Annotated in this window: 17 protein-coding genes; 3 read left to right on the forward strand and 14 right to left on the reverse strand. The window is 43.2% G+C overall.

Annotation, left to right across the window (positions count from 1 at the left end):
* Nucleotide 1: 1 nt before the first annotated feature.
* The 10 genes from nqrF to AACL30_RS07880 form a co-directional block, all read right to left on the reverse strand.
* Nucleotides 2-1,225, reverse strand: coding sequence for an NADH:ubiquinone reductase (Na(+)-transporting) subunit F (gene nqrF / locus AACL30_RS07835; RefSeq protein WP_339058264.1), 1,224 nt, complete (start codon nucleotides 1,223-1,225; stop codon nucleotides 2-4).
* A 15-nt stretch (nucleotides 1,226-1,240) separates the two neighbouring features.
* The gene (nqrE, locus tag AACL30_RS07840) at nucleotides 1,241-1,837 is read right to left on the reverse strand and encodes an NADH:ubiquinone reductase (Na(+)-transporting) subunit E (RefSeq protein WP_339058423.1); all 597 of its coding nucleotides are present in this window, start codon (nucleotides 1,835-1,837) and stop codon (nucleotides 1,241-1,243) included.
* A gap of 6 nt (nucleotides 1,838-1,843) precedes the next feature.
* Entirely contained in the window at nucleotides 1,844-2,473 is a 630-nt protein-coding gene (locus AACL30_RS07845; RefSeq protein ID WP_176487888.1) for an NADH:ubiquinone reductase (Na(+)-transporting) subunit D, read from the reverse strand.
* On the reverse strand, nucleotides 2,466-3,266 hold the full coding sequence (locus AACL30_RS07850) for a Na(+)-translocating NADH-quinone reductase subunit C (protein ID WP_176487889.1): 801 nt from the start codon (nucleotides 3,264-3,266) through the stop codon (nucleotides 2,466-2,468). Before AACL30_RS07850 ends, AACL30_RS07845 begins: the two co-directional genes overlap by 8 nt.
* Nucleotides 3,256-4,497, reverse strand: a complete 1,242-nt coding sequence (locus AACL30_RS07855; protein WP_339058265.1) for an NADH:ubiquinone reductase (Na(+)-transporting) subunit B — start codon at nucleotides 4,495-4,497, stop codon at nucleotides 3,256-3,258. The genes AACL30_RS07850 and AACL30_RS07855 overlap by 11 nt, the downstream gene beginning before the upstream one ends.
* Before the next feature lie 3 nt (nucleotides 4,498-4,500).
* On the reverse strand, nucleotides 4,501-5,844 hold the full coding sequence (locus AACL30_RS07860) for a Na(+)-translocating NADH-quinone reductase subunit A (RefSeq protein WP_339058266.1): 1,344 nt from the start codon (nucleotides 5,842-5,844) through the stop codon (nucleotides 4,501-4,503).
* Nucleotides 5,845-5,985: 141 nt separating this feature from the next.
* Nucleotides 5,986-6,573 carry a D-sedoheptulose 7-phosphate isomerase gene (lpcA, locus tag AACL30_RS07865; RefSeq protein WP_339058267.1) on the reverse strand — a complete coding sequence of 196 codons (588 nt, stop codon included), beginning with the start codon at nucleotides 6,571-6,573 and terminating at the stop codon, nucleotides 5,986-5,988.
* A gap of 21 nt (nucleotides 6,574-6,594) precedes the next feature.
* Nucleotides 6,595-9,474 (reverse strand): valine--tRNA ligase, encoded by a 2,880-nt coding sequence (locus tag AACL30_RS07870; protein WP_339058268.1) that lies wholly within the window; start codon nucleotides 9,472-9,474, stop codon nucleotides 6,595-6,597.
* A 15-nt stretch (nucleotides 9,475-9,489) separates the two neighbouring features.
* Nucleotides 9,490-9,885 carry a DNA polymerase III subunit chi gene (locus AACL30_RS07875; RefSeq protein WP_339058424.1) on the reverse strand — a complete coding sequence of 132 codons (396 nt, stop codon included), beginning with the start codon at nucleotides 9,883-9,885 and terminating at the stop codon, nucleotides 9,490-9,492.
* Between the two features lie 270 nt (nucleotides 9,886-10,155).
* A complete protein-coding gene (locus AACL30_RS07880; RefSeq protein WP_339058269.1) occupies nucleotides 10,156-11,721 on the reverse strand; it encodes a leucyl aminopeptidase in 1,566 nt (521 codons plus the stop codon).
* 277 nt (nucleotides 11,722-11,998) lie between these two features.
* Here AACL30_RS07880 and lptF point away from each other — a divergent pair, with 277 nt between their 5' ends.
* On the forward strand, nucleotides 11,999-13,102 hold the full coding sequence (gene lptF, locus AACL30_RS07885) for an LPS export ABC transporter permease LptF (protein WP_339058270.1): 1,104 nt from the start codon (nucleotides 11,999-12,001) through the stop codon (nucleotides 13,100-13,102).
* 2 nt (nucleotides 13,103-13,104) lie between these two features.
* Nucleotides 13,105-14,175 carry an LPS export ABC transporter permease LptG gene (gene lptG / locus AACL30_RS07890; RefSeq protein WP_339058425.1) on the forward strand — a complete coding sequence of 357 codons (1,071 nt, stop codon included), beginning with the start codon at nucleotides 13,105-13,107 and terminating at the stop codon, nucleotides 14,173-14,175.
* Between the two features lie 15 nt (nucleotides 14,176-14,190).
* Here lptG and AACL30_RS07895 read toward each other — a convergent pair whose 3' ends face one another.
* Entirely contained in the window at nucleotides 14,191-14,904 is a 714-nt protein-coding gene (locus tag AACL30_RS07895) for an Eco47II family restriction endonuclease (protein ID WP_339058271.1), read from the reverse strand.
* A 125-nt stretch (nucleotides 14,905-15,029) separates the two neighbouring features.
* On the opposite strand from AACL30_RS07895, the gene AACL30_RS07900 reads away from it, so the two are divergent.
* Nucleotides 15,030-16,262 (forward strand): DNA (cytosine-5-)-methyltransferase, encoded by a 1,233-nt coding sequence (locus AACL30_RS07900; protein ID WP_339058272.1) that lies wholly within the window; start codon nucleotides 15,030-15,032, stop codon nucleotides 16,260-16,262.
* A gap of 220 nt (nucleotides 16,263-16,482) precedes the next feature.
* Here AACL30_RS07900 and ruvX read toward each other — a convergent pair whose 3' ends face one another.
* Genes ruvX through rsmE form a run of 3 tightly spaced genes read right to left on the reverse strand, consistent with a single transcriptional unit; the run spans nucleotide 16,483 to nucleotide 18,601 of the window.
* Nucleotides 16,483-16,905, reverse strand: a complete 423-nt coding sequence (ruvX, locus tag AACL30_RS07905; protein ID WP_339058273.1) for a Holliday junction resolvase RuvX — start codon at nucleotides 16,903-16,905, stop codon at nucleotides 16,483-16,485.
* Nucleotides 16,905-17,861, reverse strand: a complete 957-nt coding sequence (gene gshB / locus AACL30_RS07910; protein ID WP_339058274.1) for a glutathione synthase — start codon at nucleotides 17,859-17,861, stop codon at nucleotides 16,905-16,907. The genes ruvX and gshB overlap by 1 nt, the downstream gene beginning before the upstream one ends.
* Complete coding sequence (gene rsmE / locus AACL30_RS07915; protein WP_339058275.1) at nucleotides 17,858-18,601, reverse strand: 16S rRNA (uracil(1498)-N(3))-methyltransferase; 744 nt, start codon at nucleotides 18,599-18,601, stop codon at nucleotides 17,858-17,860. Before rsmE ends, gshB begins: the two co-directional genes overlap by 4 nt.
* Between the last annotated feature and the right edge of the window lie 15 nt (nucleotides 18,602-18,616).

The raw sequence follows: 18,616 nt of genomic DNA on the forward strand, positions 1-18,616 counted from the left end.
ATTAGCCACCAAAATCATCCAGCATAATATTCTCATCCTCAACACCCAAATTTTTCAGCATGCTGATCACCGCGGCATTCATCATCGGAGGACCACACATATAGAATTCACAGTCTTCAGGCGCGGGGTGATCTTTCAAATAATTTTCTAATAACACATTATGGATAAATCCTGTGTATCCGCTCCAATTGTCTTCCGGCAAGGGATCGGATAAGGCAACATGCCAAGTAAAATTATCGTTTCCTGCTTGCAGTTGATCAAAATCTTGTTCATAAAACATTTCCCGCCGCGAGCGGGCACCATACCAAAAGCTTATTTTTCGCTTTGAATGGATGCGATTAAGTTGATCAAAAATATGCGAACGCATGGGTGCCATGCCAGCGCCGCCACCAATAAATACCATTTCAGCCTGCGTATCTTTAGCAAAAAATTCACCAAATGGGCCAGAGATAGTCACTTTATCACCCGGTTGCAAAGACCAGATATAAGAAGACATGATACCCGGTGGCGCCTCCGATTTATTCGGCGGCGGCGTGGCAATACGTACATTCAACATAATGATGCCATGCTCTTCGGGATAATTCGCCATCGAATAGGCACGCACGGTGGGCTCCGTCACTGTCGATTGAAAACGGAATAAGTTAAATTTATCCCAGTCATTACGGTATTCTTCGGGTACAGAGAAATCAGCATAGTTAACCTGGTGGGGCGGCGCTTCAATTTGAATAAACCCTCCGGCTCGAAATGGTACCACTTCACCATCAGGTATTTTGAGTTTCAGCTCTTTAATAAAAGTGGCTTTATTATCATTGGAGATCACGTCGCAATCCCACTTTTTAATGCCAAAAACCTCTTCTGGCAGGTCGATCTTCAAATCTCGTTTCACACTGACTTGACAGGCCAAACGACAACCTTGTTTCGCTTCGCGTTTTGAAATATGAGAAAGTTCAGTGGCAAGAATATCACCGCCACCTTCTTTGATCGTCACACGACACTGGCCACATGATCCGCCGCCACCGCAAGCAGAGGAAACAAAAATGCCACTACCGGCCAGGATATTGAGCAATTTATCACCGGCAGGAGCAGTGAAACTTTTATCGACATCGCCGTTTATTTCTACACGGATCTCACCGGTATTCACCAATTTCGATTTAGCAAATAAAATCATAGCGGTTAGTGCCAATACGATCAGGGTGAACATCAGGACGCCAAGGATGATTTCCATTAATTTTTCCTTTCCTTACAGATTCACACCAGAAAAAGACATAAAACCTAACGCCATCAATCCAGTAGTGATAAAAGTGATACCTAAACCTTGTAAACCCGCAGGCACATCAGCATATTTCATTTTTTCGCGGATCCCAGCCAAAGCAACAATAGCCAACATCCAACCGATACCTGAGCCAAAACCATAAACCACGGATTCAGGGAAGTTATAATCACGTTGTGCCATAAAGGAAACGCCGCCAAAAATAGCGCAATTTACGGTGATCAGCGGTAAAAAAATACCCAATGCGTTGTAAAGCGAGGGGAAATAGCGATCTAAGATCATCTCAAGGATCTGCACTAACGCTGCTATCACGCCAATAAAGGTGATGAAATTGAGAAAACTTAAATCAATACCTTCCATTAAGGCGCCATCGCGCAGTACTAAGTTATAAACAAGATTGTTAGCCGGTACAGAAATCCCCAGCACGAAGGTTACCGCAATGCCTAAACCAAAGGCGGTTGAGACTTTTTTTGATACCGCTAAAAAAGTACACATACCGAGAAAAAAAGCCAGCGCCATATTTTCAACAAACACCGCGCGCACAAACAAGCTAATGTAATGTTCCATCATCCATTACTCCTTTTCAACTTGTTCAGGTTTTAAGCTTCGCAAACCCCAAATAAGCAAACCAATGATAAAAAATGCGCTGGGCGCTAGTAAGAACAGTCCATTGGGCTGGTACCAACCACCATTTTGAATGCTCTCCAATAAGGTGATGCCAAAAAGTTTACCTGAGCCTATCAATTCACGGACAAAACCCACCGCCACTAATACCAGCCCATAACCTAACCCATTGCCGATGCCGTCCATAAAGCTTTCAATCGGCGGCGATTTCATTGCATAAGCTTCCGCACGCCCCATCACGATGCAGTTAGTGATGATCAAACCAACAAAAACCGACAGTTGTTTTGAGATTTCATAGGCATAAGCACGCAGGATCTGATCGACAACAATCACCAGCGAGGCAATAATCACCATTTGCACAATGATCCGAACACTGTTAGGAATGTGGTGACGAATTAAGGAGATAAAAAAGCTAGAAAATGCGGTCACCAAGGTTACCGCCAGCGTCATCACTAGCGCGGTTTCTAATTTTGTCGTCACCGCTAACGCCGAGCAGACGCCCAAAATTTGCAACGCAATAGGGTTGTTATCTAATAATGGGCCTAACAGAACACGTTTGATCTCTTTGTTATCAGCCATTTTCTAACACTCCTGCACGCACTTTTTTTAAGAATGGGCCAAAGCCATTTTCACCTAACCAAAATACAAAGGTGTTTTGCACGCCTTTTGAAGTGATGGTCGCACCGGATAAACCGTCAATCGCCGAGGGATCGTCCGCACTGGCATTGCCCTTGACAACACGGATCGCCGGTTGCCCTTGTGCATCAAATAATTTTTTACCCACCCATAAACGACGCCAGGCTGGATTTTCTACTTCACCACCGAGCCCAGGTGTTTCTCCTTGCTCATAATAGCTAATGCCCTTGACAGTTTGCCCTTCAGCATCGAGCGCAACAAAAGCATACATCATCGACCATAAACCAGAGCCGTATACTGGCAAGACGATATTGCTGATTTGGCCTTGTTCATTACGGACTAAATAGATCTCGACAACATTGGCTCGACGCTTAATGCCGACAATATCTTGCTCTGGAGTTAGCGCGATACTTTTTTGATCATCGCGTAAGGCGCTGGCGCGATCAAATTTTGTCGGATCACCGTTAACGAAATCCCCACTGGCTAAATCTAATAAGCGGGGAATGATACGGGCAGTAAAGGCGTTTTTCACTGCCGTGGCTTCCATTTTCGGCGTTAATAAACCCACCACATCCAAAATATTGCGTTGTTTGTCCAGTAAGCGTTGTTCCTGTTGTCTCGCCTTGAGACCCACGGCAGCACCCGCCACCACCACTGAACAGATCAAACACAGCAAAACCACGACGGTTAAGGTTTTACCCATACTGTTATTATTTTTTGCTTTATCATTTGCCACGGGCGGATCTCCGTTTGATGTTAGCCTGGACGACCACATAGTCGAACAGAGGTGCAAACAGATTGGCAAATAAGATCGCCAACATCATTCCCTCAGGATAAGCGGGATTAATAACCCTAATGAGCACACACATGACACCAATCAAACCGCCATACCACCATTTTCCTTTGTTAGTAAAGGCAGCGGATACCGGATCAGTGGCCATAAAAATCATGCCGAAAGCAAAACCACCGAGCACTAAATGCCAATACCAAGACATAGCAAACAGCGGATTGGTATTCGAGCCTATGACGTTAAACAGATAAGCGGTCGCCATCATTCCCAGCATCACCCCGGCAACAATCCGCCAAGAGGCTATCCGCGCAAAAATAATGATCGCACCGCCGATTAAGATCATTAGCGTCGAGACTTCACCAACAGAGCCTGGAATATTGCCTAAAAAAGCATCCAGCCAACTAATGGGTTGTCCGCTCACTGTATTGATTAAATTTTGACCTCCATTCATACTCCATTGCGAAAGCGGCGTCGCACCGGAAAAACCATCAGCGGCATTCCACACCAAATCACCTGAGATTTGCGCAGGATAAGCAAAAAATAAGAAAGCGCGGCCGGCTAATGCCGGGTTAACAAAATTACGCCCGGTGCCACCAAAAATTTCTTTGCCGATCACCACGCCAAACGAAATACCGAGCGCCGCTTGCCACAGCGGTAAATTGGGCGGCAGGATCAGCGCAAAAAGCACCGAGGTGACAAAGAAACCTTCGTTGATTTCATGCTTACGGATCACCGAAAAAAGCACTTCCCAACATCCACCGACGATAAACACCACAGCATAAATTGGCACAAAATAAGCCGCACCCAAGATCATTTTGCTGATCCAGTCAGCATCTGCCGCCAATGATGCGCCTAACCATTGTGCTAAACGGTAATGCCAATCCCCAGCGAGAACCTGTTGCAGCTCTGCCCCAGTGTAAAGATGATGCAAAGCGGGGATGGCCTGCTGACCAATGTTATACATACCCCAAAACATTGCAGGAAAAACCGACAGCCAGACCAAAATCATCATCCGTTTAAGATCAATCGCATCACGGACATGAGAAGCACCTGATGTCACCTTTCCTTGCGTATAAAAAATAGTCGCCACCGCTTCATACAACGGGTAATACTTTTCTAACTTGCCACCCGCTTCAAAGTGAGGCTCTATTTTTTCAAAAAAATTTTTCAGACCCATCAGTTATCCTTCCAACTCAATTTGGGTCAATATGGCACGTAATAATGGCGCGTATTCATATTTCCCAGGACAGACAAAGGTGCATAATGCCAAATCTTCTTCATCCAATTCCAAACACCCCAAAGCTTGAGCGCTATCGGTATCACCTGCGAGGAGATCACGCAATAAATGGGTGGCTAAAATATCTAGCGGCATGATCCGTTCATAGTTGCCAATCGGCACCATGGCGCGCTTACCTCCATTCATATTGGTTGAAAAAGAAAATAATTTATTTTTACAAAAATGGCCGAGGGTAGTGCGAGTTAACGAAAATTTGTCACGACCAGGCATGATCCAACCAAAAAGCTCTTTATCCCTTCCTTCAAGTAATACCGAGACTTGTTGATGAAAACGGCCAAGATAATCACAAGGGGCAGATGATGTGCGACCACTCAATACCGAGCCTGAGATCACGCGATTGTCGCCCAGCTTTAATTTACCCGCAGTGAATTCGGTTAAACTCGCGCCTAAACGGGTTCGTAGCAACATGGGATCACTCACCTGTGGGCCAGCAAGCGCAATAATACGATCTGTATATAATTCACCCAGTGTGAAAAGCTTGCCGATAGCAATCACATCCTGATAACCAATATGCCACACCGATTTATTTAAACTAACCGCTTCAAGAAAATGAATATGCGTCCCCACTAAGCCTGCCGGATGAGGACCTGAAAACCTGTTGTAGGTGATCGCAGTATTGTCGCAAGGAGCCGGTGTGAAACCAGCGGCATGACAGACATGAACTTTGCTTTCAGTTAAGCGGGTTAACACAGTTAATCCATGGTGAAAAGCCTCTATTTCATGCTTCACAATGATCTGCGGATCTGCTGCTAACGGCTGGGTATCCATTGCCGTAACAAAAATGGCACGAGGCTGAGTGTTGGGTTTAGGCGAGCGACTAAAAGGCCGGGTACGTAATGCCGTCCACAATCCTGAGGCAAGCAGCTGAGTCTGTACTTGTTGATAACTGAGTTGCTGTAAATCATTAGCATCGTAATGATCGAAGTGAATTTGTTCATCACCCACTATTTTGATCACCACCGATTGTAATACCCGACGCTCACCACGATTGATCGCGCTGATTTGCCCACTGGCAGGGGCGGTAAACAACACCCCCGGATTTTTCTTGTCTTCGAATAATGCTTGGCCTTTTTTAACCCAGTCACCTTGTTGCACAAGTAGAGAAGGACGCATACCGACATAGTCTTCAGCCAGCAGCGCCACATGATGAATAACCGACCCATCCTGTATGATCTGAGCGGGTTTTCCGGCGATGGGTAAATCAAGCCCTTTTTTTATTTTAATCATAAGGTTTGTTCGATGTTATCAGTTCCATTGAGATGTACACATAAATAGACTGCTTATGCGTGGCACTAACTACAGTTTTGCAAGCAGTCTGATTTAAACGATGATTAAATAATATTTTAACTCAGTTAACCGCTATTTGTTTTATCTAGCCATTTCTTTTTCAATTAGCAGGATCAAAATATGAATGATCTTGATATGAATTTCTTGAATACGATCAGCATAGCCTGAGTGAGGTACTCGAATTTCAATATCTTCGAGTTGCTTCTTATTCGCCATCTGACCACCATCCTTACCCGTTAAGGTGATCACCTTCATCTTTTTTTCATGAGCAGCTTTAATAGCCTGAATGATATTTTTAGAATTGCCTGAGGTTGAAATCGCTAATAATACATCCCCTGCCTTCCCCACTGCCTCAACGTAGCGCGAAAAAACATGCTCATAACCAAAATCGTTACTCACACAGGAAAAATGGCTAATATCGGCAATAGCCATCGCCGGATAACCAGGGCGATTTTCACGATAACGGCCAGTTAACTCCTCGGCAAAATGCATGGCATCACAATGTGACCCACCGTTGCCACAAGATAACACTTTGCCTCCAGCTTTAAATGAATTGGCGAGTAATATAGCGGCTTTTTCAATGTTATCAATCGTAGTGTCATCCGCTAAAAAATTGACCAAGGTTTTAGCCGCCTCGTTTAATTCACTCCGAATTAGATCCTGAAACATCACAACCCCTTTATCTATTAACTACAACCTCGCAATCATCGCCTGTTGTGCTAGCAATTTTTCTTTATCTTGTATACAGGCGGCGAGTCTTTCACGCTCTTTGCTCACCACCGCTTGGGGGGCACGCGCGATAAAATCTTCGTTAGCCAACTTTACTTCAATGCGTTCAATCTCAAGATCAAGTTTGATCATGTCTTTCGCCAGGCGATCCAGCTCACTGGTTTTATCGAGAAATCCACTCATCGGGATCAAAATTTCGGCTCCTTCTACCAATTTTATTACCGAAATCGGTGAGTTATCTTCATCTATCAAAAAAGTAATCGCATTCAAACGACCGAGTGACTGGATAACAGGCTGGTTTTCCGTCACTCGACGGTGGACATCGGGGCTGGCGCCGCGTAATAACAGCAATAAGGGTTTTCCTGGAGCGATATTCATTTCAGCACGAACATTACGCACTGCAGTGACCAATTGTTTGATCCACGCCATATCCTTTAACGCGGTTTGATCGACCTGATCGGCATTAAAGTGGGGAAAAGGCTGTAACATAATACTGTCACCACCGAGACCCTTTAACGTTTTTACCCGTTGCCAAAGTGTTTCGGTAATATAAGGAATAATCGGGTGAGCTAAGCGTAATAACGCTTCTAATACGCTAATTAACGTATGACGGGTGCTGCGTTTTTCACTCTCTGAGCCGCTATTGATAACCGGTTTAGTTAACTCGAGATACCAATCACAAAATTGATCCCAGGTAAATTCGTATAAAATCGTCGCCGCTAAATCGAAACGATAGGTATCTATTGCGTTACGGTAGCTTTTCACCGTTTGATTGAATTCAGCCAGGATCCAGCGATCGGCAAGCGATAGCGGCATAAGCTGATCACTCTGTTGACCGCAATCTTTTCCCTCGGTATTCATCAAGACAAAGCGACTGGCGTTCCATAATTTATTACAGAAGTTACGATATCCAGCCAGGCGTTTCATATCCCAATTAATATCACGCCCAGTAGAGGCCAGCGCGGCGAGCGTGAAACGGAGGGCATCGGTGCCATGAGGCTCGATACCCTGAGGAAACTGTTTTTCAGTACGTTTGCGTATTTTTTCCGCTAATTGTGGCTGCATCATGTTATCAGTGCGCTTTGCCAGCAAATCGGCTAGCGAAATACCATCAATCATATCTAAAGGATCCAGCACATTTCCTTTAGATTTGGACATTTTCTGTCCTTCATCATCACGGATCAACCCGGTCATATAGACTGTTTTAAACGGCACCTGTGCTTTACCGCTGTCATCTTTAATGAAATGCAGCGTTAGCATGATCATCCGGGCGATCCAGAAAAAAATAATATCAAAGCCGCTGACCATTACAGTCGTGGGGTGAAACATTTTTAGATCAGCCGTTTGCTCTGGCCAGCCAAGGGTAGAAAAAGTCCATAATCCAGAAGAAAACCAGGTGTCAAGAACATCATCATCTTGACGTAATGGCACATCATCCGTCAGTTGATACTCCAATCGTACTGCTGTTTCATCGCGCCCCACATAAACCTTGCCATGCGGATCATACCAAACTGGGATCCTATGACCCCACCACAATTGACGTGAGATGCACCAATCCTGAATATCGTGCATCCAAGAATAATACATATTTTCATATTGTTTCGGAACGAACTGGATCTCGCCGTTTTCTACCGCGGCAATCGCCGCTTTTGCCAGCGGAGCAGTACGAACATACCATTGATCGGTCAGCAGGGGTTCAATGACCACTCCGCCGCGGTCGCCATAAGGCACGGTGAGATCATGCGCTTTAATTTCGGCCAATAAACCCAATTCTTGCAATTCAGCGACCACCGCTTTACGGGCGCTAAAACGTTCCAGCCCTTGAAATTGCACCGGGATCGCGTCGCTATACTGCTGACTCCTTTCGCCATGCGTATCAAAAACTTCTGCCTGATCGCGGATAGTGGCATCCAACGTCAGCACATTAATCATCGGCAGCTGATGCCGTTTACCGACGGCATAATCGTTAAAATCATGGGCAGGCGTGATTTTTACACAGCCGGTGCCTTTTTCCATGTCAGCATGTTCATCCGCGATAATCGGGATGCGACGACCTGTCAGCGGCAAAATAATCATTTTACCGATGAGATCGTAGTAACGGGGATCTTGAGGATTCACCGCCACCGCGGTATCGCCCAATAGCGTTTCAGGCCGGGTGGTTGCAACCACCAGGTGATCCTTGCCCTCAATGGTGTGCACACCATCAGCTAACGGATAACGCAAATGCCACAAAGCGCCCTTGCATGCACGGTTTTCGACTTCCAGATCAGAAATTGCAGTACGCAGTTTTGGATCCCAATTCACCAAGCGTTTACCACGGTAAATAAGATCCTCTTTATAAAGACGGATAAACACTTCTGTCACTGCATTTGACAATCCCTCATCTAGCGTGAAACGTTCACGCTGCCAATCAACCGAATTGCCCAGACGCCGCATTTGGTGAGTAATGGTGCCACCGGATGCCGCTTTCCATTGCCAAATTTTATCAATGAAAGCCTCACGACCATAATCATGGCGGGTTTTACCTTCTTCCGCCGTGATTTTACGCTCTACCACCATTTGTGTAGCGATCCCCGCATGATCAGTGCCCACCTGCCATAACGTATTTTTACCTTGCATACGTTGGTAGCGGATAAGAATATCCATAATGGTTTGCTGGAAAGCGTGCCCCATATGCAAACTGCCGGTGACATTCGGCGGCGGGATCATAATACAGAAGCTTTCTTGGCTCTTATCATCACTAGCTTTGAAATAACCTTGTTTCTCCCAGTGTTGATAGAGCGGTTGCTCAATTTTTTGCGGGTTATAAATCGTATCGAGGGAGTGATCGCTTTTTTCCATGTTTTTTTTATTCAGTTAGGTTGGCAGCGTTGCTGTACTCAAGTGGAAGCCGACACGGCGATAAGACTTGTATCGCTCACGTGCCAACTGTTTTAAATGCTCTTCGTAGGGTACAAAGTCTATCACTTCTTGAAAAACGGTGACAAAATCGGCAATCTGGGGCAGCAAATTAATCAGCAGATGGCGCGGTGAACTGCCTCGCCGCTCTGGCCAGGCTAATTCAATGGGCGCACCTTGTTTAGGCCCTTCACCGGCCAAATTATGCGGCACAAATTGTTCGGGGGAGCGTTGCCATAACGCTTCATCTAGCCGCTCAGCTTGTTGCAGAGTCTCGCACGCAATCAAAACCCGCTTACCTAGTCGCCAATATTTTGCCGCTAACTCACAAGCCAAGGCTTCATATCTGTTCAACTCATTATTAGCGTTATACCCTTCGCCTTTGAAGCCACCGCGTTGTTGGCTGCGAGTGTTTGCCTCATCAGGTAGTTGTCTACGCTCATCGGTCCCACCCTCTGGCCGCCTAGCGGCAACTTCAAGGACTGTGGGTATATTGGCTTTCGTCAGTTGATCTCGCCCAATTAACTTTTTTTGTTCGATCTGTTCGAATAGGTAGAAAGTCACGTTTTTCATAATATCTACGGTGAGTAGGCTTTAACGAATAGGCGCTAACAATGCAAACCATTAATGTTTAGTACTATTTTGTTGCTTAGCAATACGATTGAGTAAAAACTGTGTCAACAGTGCAACGGGGCGGCCAGTGGCGCCTTTTTCTTTGCCTGAACGCCAAGCAGTACCGGCGATATCCAAATGAGCCCAGTGATATTTAGTAGTAAAACGAGATAAGAAACAGCCTGCGGTGATAGCCCCAGCAGTACGCCCGCCAATATTTGCCATATCAGCAAAATTAGAATCAAGCTGTTTAGTGTATTCATCCGTCAGTGGTAAACGCCACGCGCGATCACCGGCTTGCTCAGAGGCTGTCATTAACTCCTCAGCCAATGCATCATGGTTAGCCATCAGTCCCGAGATATGATTACCTAAAGCAATAACACAAGCCCCGGTCAAGGTAGCAATATCGATCACTAATTCTGGATCAAAACGTTCCACATAAGTTAACGCATCACAGAGTACCATGCGACCTTCGGCATCCGTATTGAGTACTTCTACCGTTTGACCCGACATGGTGGTTATTATGTCGCCTGGGCGATAGGCTTTGCTACTTGGCATATTCTCACAGCCCGCCAACACACCGATGACATTAAGTGGTAATTCCAATTGTGCTAGCGCGCACATAACACCGTACACGGTCGCAGCACCACACATATCATATTTCATCTCATCCATGCTTGCGCCTGGTTTAAGAGAAATGCCCCCTGAATCAAAAGTGACCCCTTTACCCACCAGCACAATGGGTTTTGCATTTTGGTCTGAATGATTGCCTTTATATTCAATGATCGACATCAAAGATTCGTTTTGTGAGCCCTGCCCGACGGCTAAATAAGCATTCATGCCGAGCTTTGTCATCTCTTTTTCGTCAATGACCTTGACGGTCATGTTAGCACTGTGCTTTTTAGCCAGTTCGCACGCCTGTGTACGCAGATATTCCGCATTACAGATATTGGGCGGCTGATTGGCAATATCTTTTGTCGCTTTAATCCCTGCCGTTATCGCTAGACCTTGCTGGAGCGCCGCTTCAGCATTAGCTAATTCACTGTTTTTTTCTACTTGAAACAGTATTTTATCTAGTTTACAGGGAGGAGTTTTTTTCGTTTTTAACGGTTCGAAGAGATAAAGCATTTCTTGGATTGAGATGACTGCCTGACGTATTTTCCAGTCGATATCATTCAAGTGATGTGTTTTCTGATGGGTTGCTTCCTGGCAAGAAGAAAGACTTTTAATATCCAATTGAGTGAGTAAACAAATCGCTTCTTTCAAACCGTTATCTTTAAGTGTAGTAATGGCTTTTTTCATCACTTGCTTATAACGGTGTTCATCAAACTCAGAAGCGTTGCCACAACCAATTAATAAAATACATCTAGGGAGTAGATTGGGTACTGGATGTAATAATAGCGTCTGCCCTATTTTTCCTTCAAACTCTCTGTGTTTTAGTAAAGTATCGATATAATCAATACTCACTGAATCAAGCTTTTTTGCGACCGAAGATAAGCCATTAGATTCAAAAAAACCGACCACAATACAACCGCTGTTTTGTTTTTCTAAGCTAGAGTCTATTACATTGAATTCCATCTATTATCCCCCTTAATTATATTTTCAATAGCACCACTATACTCACAGTCCTTCAAGTTTTCGCTAGGCCGCCAGGGTCGTAAAACCAATGAGCTTAGACATACCATGAGGGCGATGGCTCGCAGCCAACAACACGGCGGCTTCAAAGGCAAAGGGTATAAATACTTTAATACTATCTTGGCCGTTAAGATTGCCATATTATGAAGACAAATGGCAGACTAACGAAGAAGTTATCGACTTTTCTGCCAAAAGACAAGTTTTCACAGGTATAATTAGCGTGATAATAATTAAATATATAATAAAAAAAACATTTAAAAGCCAAATGGCTATCCTATTTATTCTACTGTTGATCTTTATTAGTCAAAAACTGATTGTCATACTCAGCGAGACCCTTAACGGTGAAATTCCAACCCATTTAATTTTATCTTTTTTAGGGTTAGGTTTACCGGAAATGGCGCAACTGGTGCTACCTTTAAGTTTATTTCTTGGTCTACTCATCACCTACGGAAAAATGTATACGGAAAGGGAAATCACCGTTATGCATGCCTGTGGTTTTAGTCAAAACTCCTTGATCCTAGTGGCGTTAATCTTAGCGATGGGGACAGCGGCATTAGCCGCAATCAATACACTTTGGTTTATGCCATGGTCTGTAACATACCAGGGAAAAATACTGAATGACTTCCGCGCTAATCCAACGCTCGCTGCATTAATCGAAGGACAATTTCAGTCCTCGATGGATGGAAAGACGGTACTTTTTGTTGGCGCTGTCGATGGTAAAAAATTTGATCACATCTTTTTAGCGCAGTTACGGCCAGATGGCTCTCGGCGCCCTTCTATTGTGATCGCAGAAAATGGCTATATTGCCGAACGTCCCGACGGCTCTCAAATAGTTACTCTCGATAGAGGCACACGTTACGAGGGGACGGCGCTTTTACGTGATTTTCGCATCACCGATTTTAAAAACTATCAAGTGACCATTAATCCCCAATCGATAACACAAAACACTAATACCTCTGAACAGATGTCTATCCGCAGTTTGTGGCATTCCAGCCATCCTGACGCACGATCGGAGTTTCATTGGCGCTTAACACTGATTACCAGCGTGATCATTATGGCATTACTCGCGGTACCGCTTAGCGTAGTGAATCCACGTCAAAGTCGTACCTTAAACATGTTGCCAGCGATATTGCTATATCTCATTTTCTTTTTACTGCAAAGCTCTCTGCGTTCTAGTACCGCTCAAGGTAAGTTAGATCCGCTGCTTTGGTTATGGATGGTTAATGGCGCTTATTTCGCTTTAGCAATAGTACTCAATAAATGGGATAGCCTAATGAGTAACATGCGCGTTGTTTTTAGCCGTTTTTTAAGGGGAGCTAATTGATGATGTTTGGTGTCTTAGACCGTTATATCGGACGCAACATTCTACATACCATTCTGATGGCATTATTTATGTTGGTTTCTCTCTCCGGTATTATCAAATTTATCGAGCAACTACGCAAAATCGGGCAAGGTAGTTACTCGGTTCTAGGCGCTGGCATCTACACTTTACTGAGTGTACCGAAAGATATTGAAATATTTTTTCCGATGGCAGCGTTGCTTGGTGTCTTATTTGGCTTAGGCACACTAGCGTCACGCAGTGAATTAATCGTTATGCAAGCTTCAGGTTTCACCCGTACACAAATCGCCAGTGCAGTGATGAAGACCGCTATCCCATTAGTATTATTGACCATGGTTATAGGCGAGTGGGTTGCTCCACTCAGCGAGCGGATCGCCTCCGATTACCGTACTAAGATGATATTCGGAGGCTCCATACTGACGACCCAATCAGGTTTATGGGCAAGAGATGGCGAAAATTTTGTTTATATCAATCACATACTGAATGACAACACGCTAAGTGGCGTGAATATCTACCATATTGATCAGGAAAATCGCTTATTGTCTGTACGTTATGCTGCTACCGCCACCTTTAAAGATAATGTTTGGCAACTCTCTCAGGTAGATGAATCCGATCTCAGTGATGCCAAAAAAATTAACGGCTCAAAAACGTTAACCGGCGAATGGAAAAGTAACCTTACACCCGACAAACTGGGTATTGTGTCAGTGGATCCAGATTCACTACCAATAAGTGGATTACGTGATTACATTCAATATCTAAAACAAAATAAGCAGGAATCGCTCCGTTACCAACTGATTATGTGGAATAAAATATTTTCACCGCTTTCAGTAGCAGTGATGATGCTGGTGGCACTATCATTTATCTTCGGCCCGTTACGCACAGTAACGATGGGAGTACGTGTCATTGTTGGGATCTCTGTTGGCTTTTTATTTTATGTCCTCAATCAAATATTTGGACCGCTTAGTCTGGTATACAAAATGCCTCCCGTGATAGGTGCATTGTTGCCGAGTTTACTTTTTTTATTGGTGAGTTGGTATCTGTTGTTAAAGCGTCGATAAGTCACTAATAATAAATCAATATTTTCCATAGACAATATCAAAATTGTCCCAGAAAATAGATGAATTGGTGACTAAATCGGCATTTAAAATAATGCCAAAGACTTCAGAAATTATTTCAACCACTATATGGGGTAATTCCATATATAACTCTTCAATTGCTCCATCGTTACCAGTTAGTAGACTATAAAAAGATTTACCATCAATTATTCTGATATCATTTCTTACTGGCAAGCGAGTACCATTTTGGTTATCTGAAGGAGTAAATGGCTCGTTATACGTTTTTTTACCTTTTGGTAAAACTTCTACGTAATAACCAATGTAACCTTGTGGTAATTGCTTTAACTTTTTTTCTAAATCGCGGTAAATTTGTACTTTATGATTACCCTTGGTAGTGTTGTGTTTATTTTTGATTTCAGCAATTAGACGAAGGCGATGGCTTACTATATCGATTACGTGACCTACCGGTAGGTTTTCTACTCCTTCAATAGATCCCATAATTTGTTCATGTATGCTACCTATTGCATTTTGCTTAGTTTTTTGAATTTGTCTTACTTGTTCTTGTAACATCCATGCATCCATGCTGATACCTTGTACTAAGGCATCTATTGACGCAGAAAAGCAATCAAGTGTGTTGCGATATAAATTAAGCTTGTCATTTTGTGTTTCATAAATACGAATTACACTATTTTTTATCGCTGCTTTAACAGCACTTCTATCAAAAATTTTCATAATATCCATATGATTTAAAAATATTTTTTCAAAGCAAAAAAAACTAAAATATCTACTGGACCAACATATAAAGTAACTGTATATTATAACAATATTTTTTAATGATATATTGGAAATGGCGTAACATGTTTGATGCTAATCAACACCAAGATTATTTTAGTCTTACTACCTTAGCTGATATTTTGTCTCTTTCAAAAGCAACCTTGAAATTGCGCGTAAGCAAAGGAGAAATTCACTTACATCCGACAACAGGACTTATTCATAGACGAGAAGTACAACATTATGCGGAAATACAAAGCCTTATAAATTCTTCTTGGGATGAAGAGTTAACTATAAAACCAAATAGATCATATAGTTTAGTCGAACTATTTGCAGGAGCAGGAGGTTTAGCATTAGGGATGGAACAAGCTGGTTTTAGGAGTATTTTTTTAAATGAAATAAATACACATGCATGTAATACACTGCGTCATAATCGTCCAAATTGGAATGTTGTTAAAGGTGATATAGCTAAAATTAATTTTTCGAGCATTAGTGAGGAAATTGATTTATTAACGGGAGGTTTTCCTTGTCAAGCATTCTCATATGCAGGAAAAAGTTTAGGGTTTGAGGATCTTCGCGGTACATTGTTTTTTGAGATGGCTAGAGCAATAAAAGAACTTCAACCAAGAGTGTTTATGGCTGAAAATGTGAGGGCATTACTCACTCATGATAATGGAAAAACGCTTAAAGTTATTATGGAAGTGATCAATGAGCTTGGATATAAATTAATAGAACCAAAGGTTCTTAAAGCCATTTTTTATAAGACTCCCCAAAAACGTGAACGTTTAATTCTTGTTGGCGTTAGAAAAGATTTAACTCATAAAACTACGTTCCAATGGCCATCTCCGTACAAAAGAGTAATGACTCTTAAAGACGCTTTCTGCAAAGGTGAATTGTTTGACACAGATGTTCAAGAGTCACCGGGGCAAACATACCCTAAATGCAAAAGAGAAATTATGGAATATGTTCCACAAGGTGGATATTGGAAGGATCTTCCTGACAGTCTGCAGCGAAAATACATGCAGAGAAGCTATTTTTTAGGCGGCGGAAAAACTGGAATGGCAAGGAGACTCTCAATGGACGAACCAAGTTTAACATTAACAACATCACCGGCACAAAAACAAACTGAACGATGCCACCCATTAAAAACTAGACCTCTTCAAACACGTGAATATGCTCGTATACAAACGTTTCCTGATAATTGGGAGTTTATAGGTACAACAACAGAGATTTATAGACAAATAGGTAATGCTGTTCCCGTTAATATGGCTGCTGCATTAGGGCGTTCACTTATAAGATTACTAAATCAGCTCCCTTAGCGCTCTATTGTCAATCACAGCGTAGAGCACCTGTAGCGGAGTTTAATTTTTTTATTTGTGCTATTGCGAAGATATGGCCGAATCAGTTTAATTTGATCCAAGGCGGAGGAGCGCAGACAGTACAAATAGTACGGCAAGCGACGACAGCACTTAAATCAAATTAAACTGATTTGGCTATAGTAAGGATAAAATATTAGCAAGCACAAGCGATAGCGCTAAATTATTGTGCATGTTGTTCAAACCAACTGCATAAAATAACAGCAGCCGAAGCAGCATCAACACTGCCTTTATCCAGCGCCCGATACCCCCCATGGTCAAACAAATGAGATCGCGCAGCCACTGTACTAAGACGTTCATCATGCAGTGCAATTTTTACGTTAAAACGACTGTGCAAACGATTGGCGAATTTACGGGCTCTGCTTGTTAAAGGTTGCTCAGTGCCGTCCATATTCAGGGGCAATCCAACCACCACTAATTCCGGTTGCCATTCCCGCAGTAATTTTTCTACCTGCAACCAATCAGGAATGCCATCCCGTGCTTTCAATGCCGATAAAGCCGTTGCTGTACCCGTAATAGTTTGACCGATAGCGACACCAATACTTTTAGTACCAAAATCAAAAGCCATAATAGTGCTATTAACCATTAGCGTTGTTTCTTAGCTATGATATTTTCAATGGCGTTCATCAGCATACCAGTAATAGAAATCGAAAACGCCGCCTCAATTTCGCGAATACAGGTCGGACTGGTGACATTAATTTCAGTCAGACGATCGCCAATAATATCTAATCCAACAAAAATCAATCCTTTTTCTTTTAACCGCGGAGCAACGGTACGCGCAATTTGCCAATCACTTTCACTCAAAGGCTTTGCTTCAGCACGCCCACCAGCGGCTAAATTACCTCTGGTTTCTCCCTGAGCCGGGATACGTGCTAAACAATAAGGCACCGGTTCACCATCCACAACCAATATACGCTTATCGCCTTCTGCAATAGCCGGCAAAAAATTTTGCGCCATACAAAAATGTTGACCGTGATGCGTCAAGGTTTCAATAATAACCGATAGATTCGGGTCATCTTTTTTTATCCTAAAAATTGATGCTCCTCCCATACCGTCTAACGGTTTCAGAATAATATCTCCATGATCTTTATGAAATGCACGGATTTTTTCTTTTTGGCGCGTTACCAGCGTGTCTGGCGTTAATTCAGGAAACCAAGCGGTAAATAATTTTTCATTACAGTCGCGCAGACTTTGCGGTTTATTAACCACTAAAGAGCCTTCAGCTTCCGCTCGCTCTAAAATATAAGTGGCATAAATAAATTCAGTATCAAAGGGGGGATCTTTACGCATCAGAATAACGTCAAGCTCATCTAATGGCAGCTCCTGCTCATTACCAAACTGATACCAATTTTCCTGATCGTCAGTGACTTCCACTGGATGCATACATGCCTTGCCTTTACCATTTTTTAGATAAAGATCACCGACTTCCATGTAATACAGTTCCCAGCCACGACGTTGCGCTTCTAGCAGCATCGCAAAACTGCTATCTTTTTTTATATTTATCGATGAAATAGGATCCATCACGATACCAAGCTTGATCATTTTTTTCCCCTCCCCAGATCACCAAACTGCAACTGTAACACGGTAATCGCAGCAATGGCGGCCGTTTCTGTGCGAAAAATACGTGGTCCCATGCGGATACCCTCAAAGCCATTATTGAATGTCATGTCAATTTCATCAGCAGATAAACCGCCTTCTGAGCCTATCAGTAAACGAATCTTATCTACGGATAGCGGTAAAGTATTTATCTGTTTTTTCGCCTGCGGATCCAGCGTTAATTTCAAGCTGTCATCCTGTTGTTGACACCAATCGGACAGAGACATAGCCGCACGAATTTCAGGAATAACATTGCGACCACATTGCTCACAGGCCGCGATAGCTATTTTTCGCCATTGCTGATTTTTTTTCTCCAAACGTTCCTCTGATAGCTTGATACTGCAACGTTCTGAAAACAAGGGGGTCAGCACATTGACACCTAATTCAATAGATTTTTGGATAGTCAATTCCATTCTTTCGCCCCGCGAAATAACCTGCCCTAGATGTAAATGTAAAGGCGATTCACGATCTTCCACACAGCCTGCATCCACTCGAACAAATACCTTTTTTTTATCCAGCCGGATAATTTCAGCAGTAAAAAGTCGATTGCTACCGTCAAATAAGTGCAGCAATTGTCCTTTTTTCATACGTAGCACAAGACTGACATGTTTCACCGCATCGTCGTTAAGCACGATTTCACTGTGATCAGATAAAAGGGTTGAATGATAGATACGAGGTATACGCACATGTCACCTAAGTAA

Source organism: Candidatus Regiella endosymbiont of Tuberolachnus salignus, assembly GCF_964020115.1.
GTDB classification, from domain to species: Bacteria; Pseudomonadota; Gammaproteobacteria; order Enterobacterales; family Enterobacteriaceae; genus Regiella; species Regiella insecticola.

What these genes read in the sequence shown, in the direction of transcription:
- AACL30_RS07900 (WP_339058272.1), top strand. Translation starts at nt 15,030, where the DNA reads ATGTTTGATGCTAATCAACACCAAGATTATTTTAGTCTTACTACCTTA.
- AACL30_RS07845 (WP_176487888.1), bottom strand. Translation starts at nt 2,473, where the DNA reads ATGGCTGATAACAAAGAGATCAAACGTGTTCTGTTAGGCCCATTATTA.
- AACL30_RS07860 (WP_339058266.1), bottom strand. Translation starts at nt 5,844, where the DNA reads ATGATTAAAATAAAAAAAGGGCTTGATTTACCCATCGCCGGAAAACCC.
- ruvX (WP_339058273.1), bottom strand. Translation starts at nt 16,905, where the DNA reads ATGGTTAATAGCACTATTATGGCTTTTGATTTTGGTACTAAAAGTATT.
- gshB (WP_339058274.1), bottom strand. Translation starts at nt 17,861, where the DNA reads ATGATCAAGCTTGGTATCGTGATGGATCCTATTTCATCGATAAATATA.
- AACL30_RS07880 (WP_339058269.1), bottom strand. Translation starts at nt 11,721, where the DNA reads ATGGAATTCAATGTAATAGACTCTAGCTTAGAAAAACAAAACAGCGGT.
- AACL30_RS07855 (WP_339058265.1), bottom strand. Translation starts at nt 4,497, where the DNA reads ATGGGTCTGAAAAATTTTTTTGAAAAAATAGAGCCTCACTTTGAAGCG.
- AACL30_RS07870 (WP_339058268.1), bottom strand. Translation starts at nt 9,474, where the DNA reads ATGGAAAAAAGCGATCACTCCCTCGATACGATTTATAACCCGCAAAAA.
- AACL30_RS07895 (WP_339058271.1), bottom strand. Translation starts at nt 14,904, where the DNA reads ATGAAAATTTTTGATAGAAGTGCTGTTAAAGCAGCGATAAAAAATAGT.
- nqrF (WP_339058264.1), bottom strand. Translation starts at nt 1,225, where the DNA reads ATGGAAATCATCCTTGGCGTCCTGATGTTCACCCTGATCGTATTGGCA.
- nqrE (WP_339058423.1), bottom strand. Translation starts at nt 1,837, where the DNA reads ATGGAACATTACATTAGCTTGTTTGTGCGCGCGGTGTTTGTTGAAAAT.
- lptG (WP_339058425.1), top strand. Translation starts at nt 13,105, where the DNA reads ATGTTTGGTGTCTTAGACCGTTATATCGGACGCAACATTCTACATACC.
- lpcA (WP_339058267.1), bottom strand. Translation starts at nt 6,573, where the DNA reads ATGTTTCAGGATCTAATTCGGAGTGAATTAAACGAGGCGGCTAAAACC.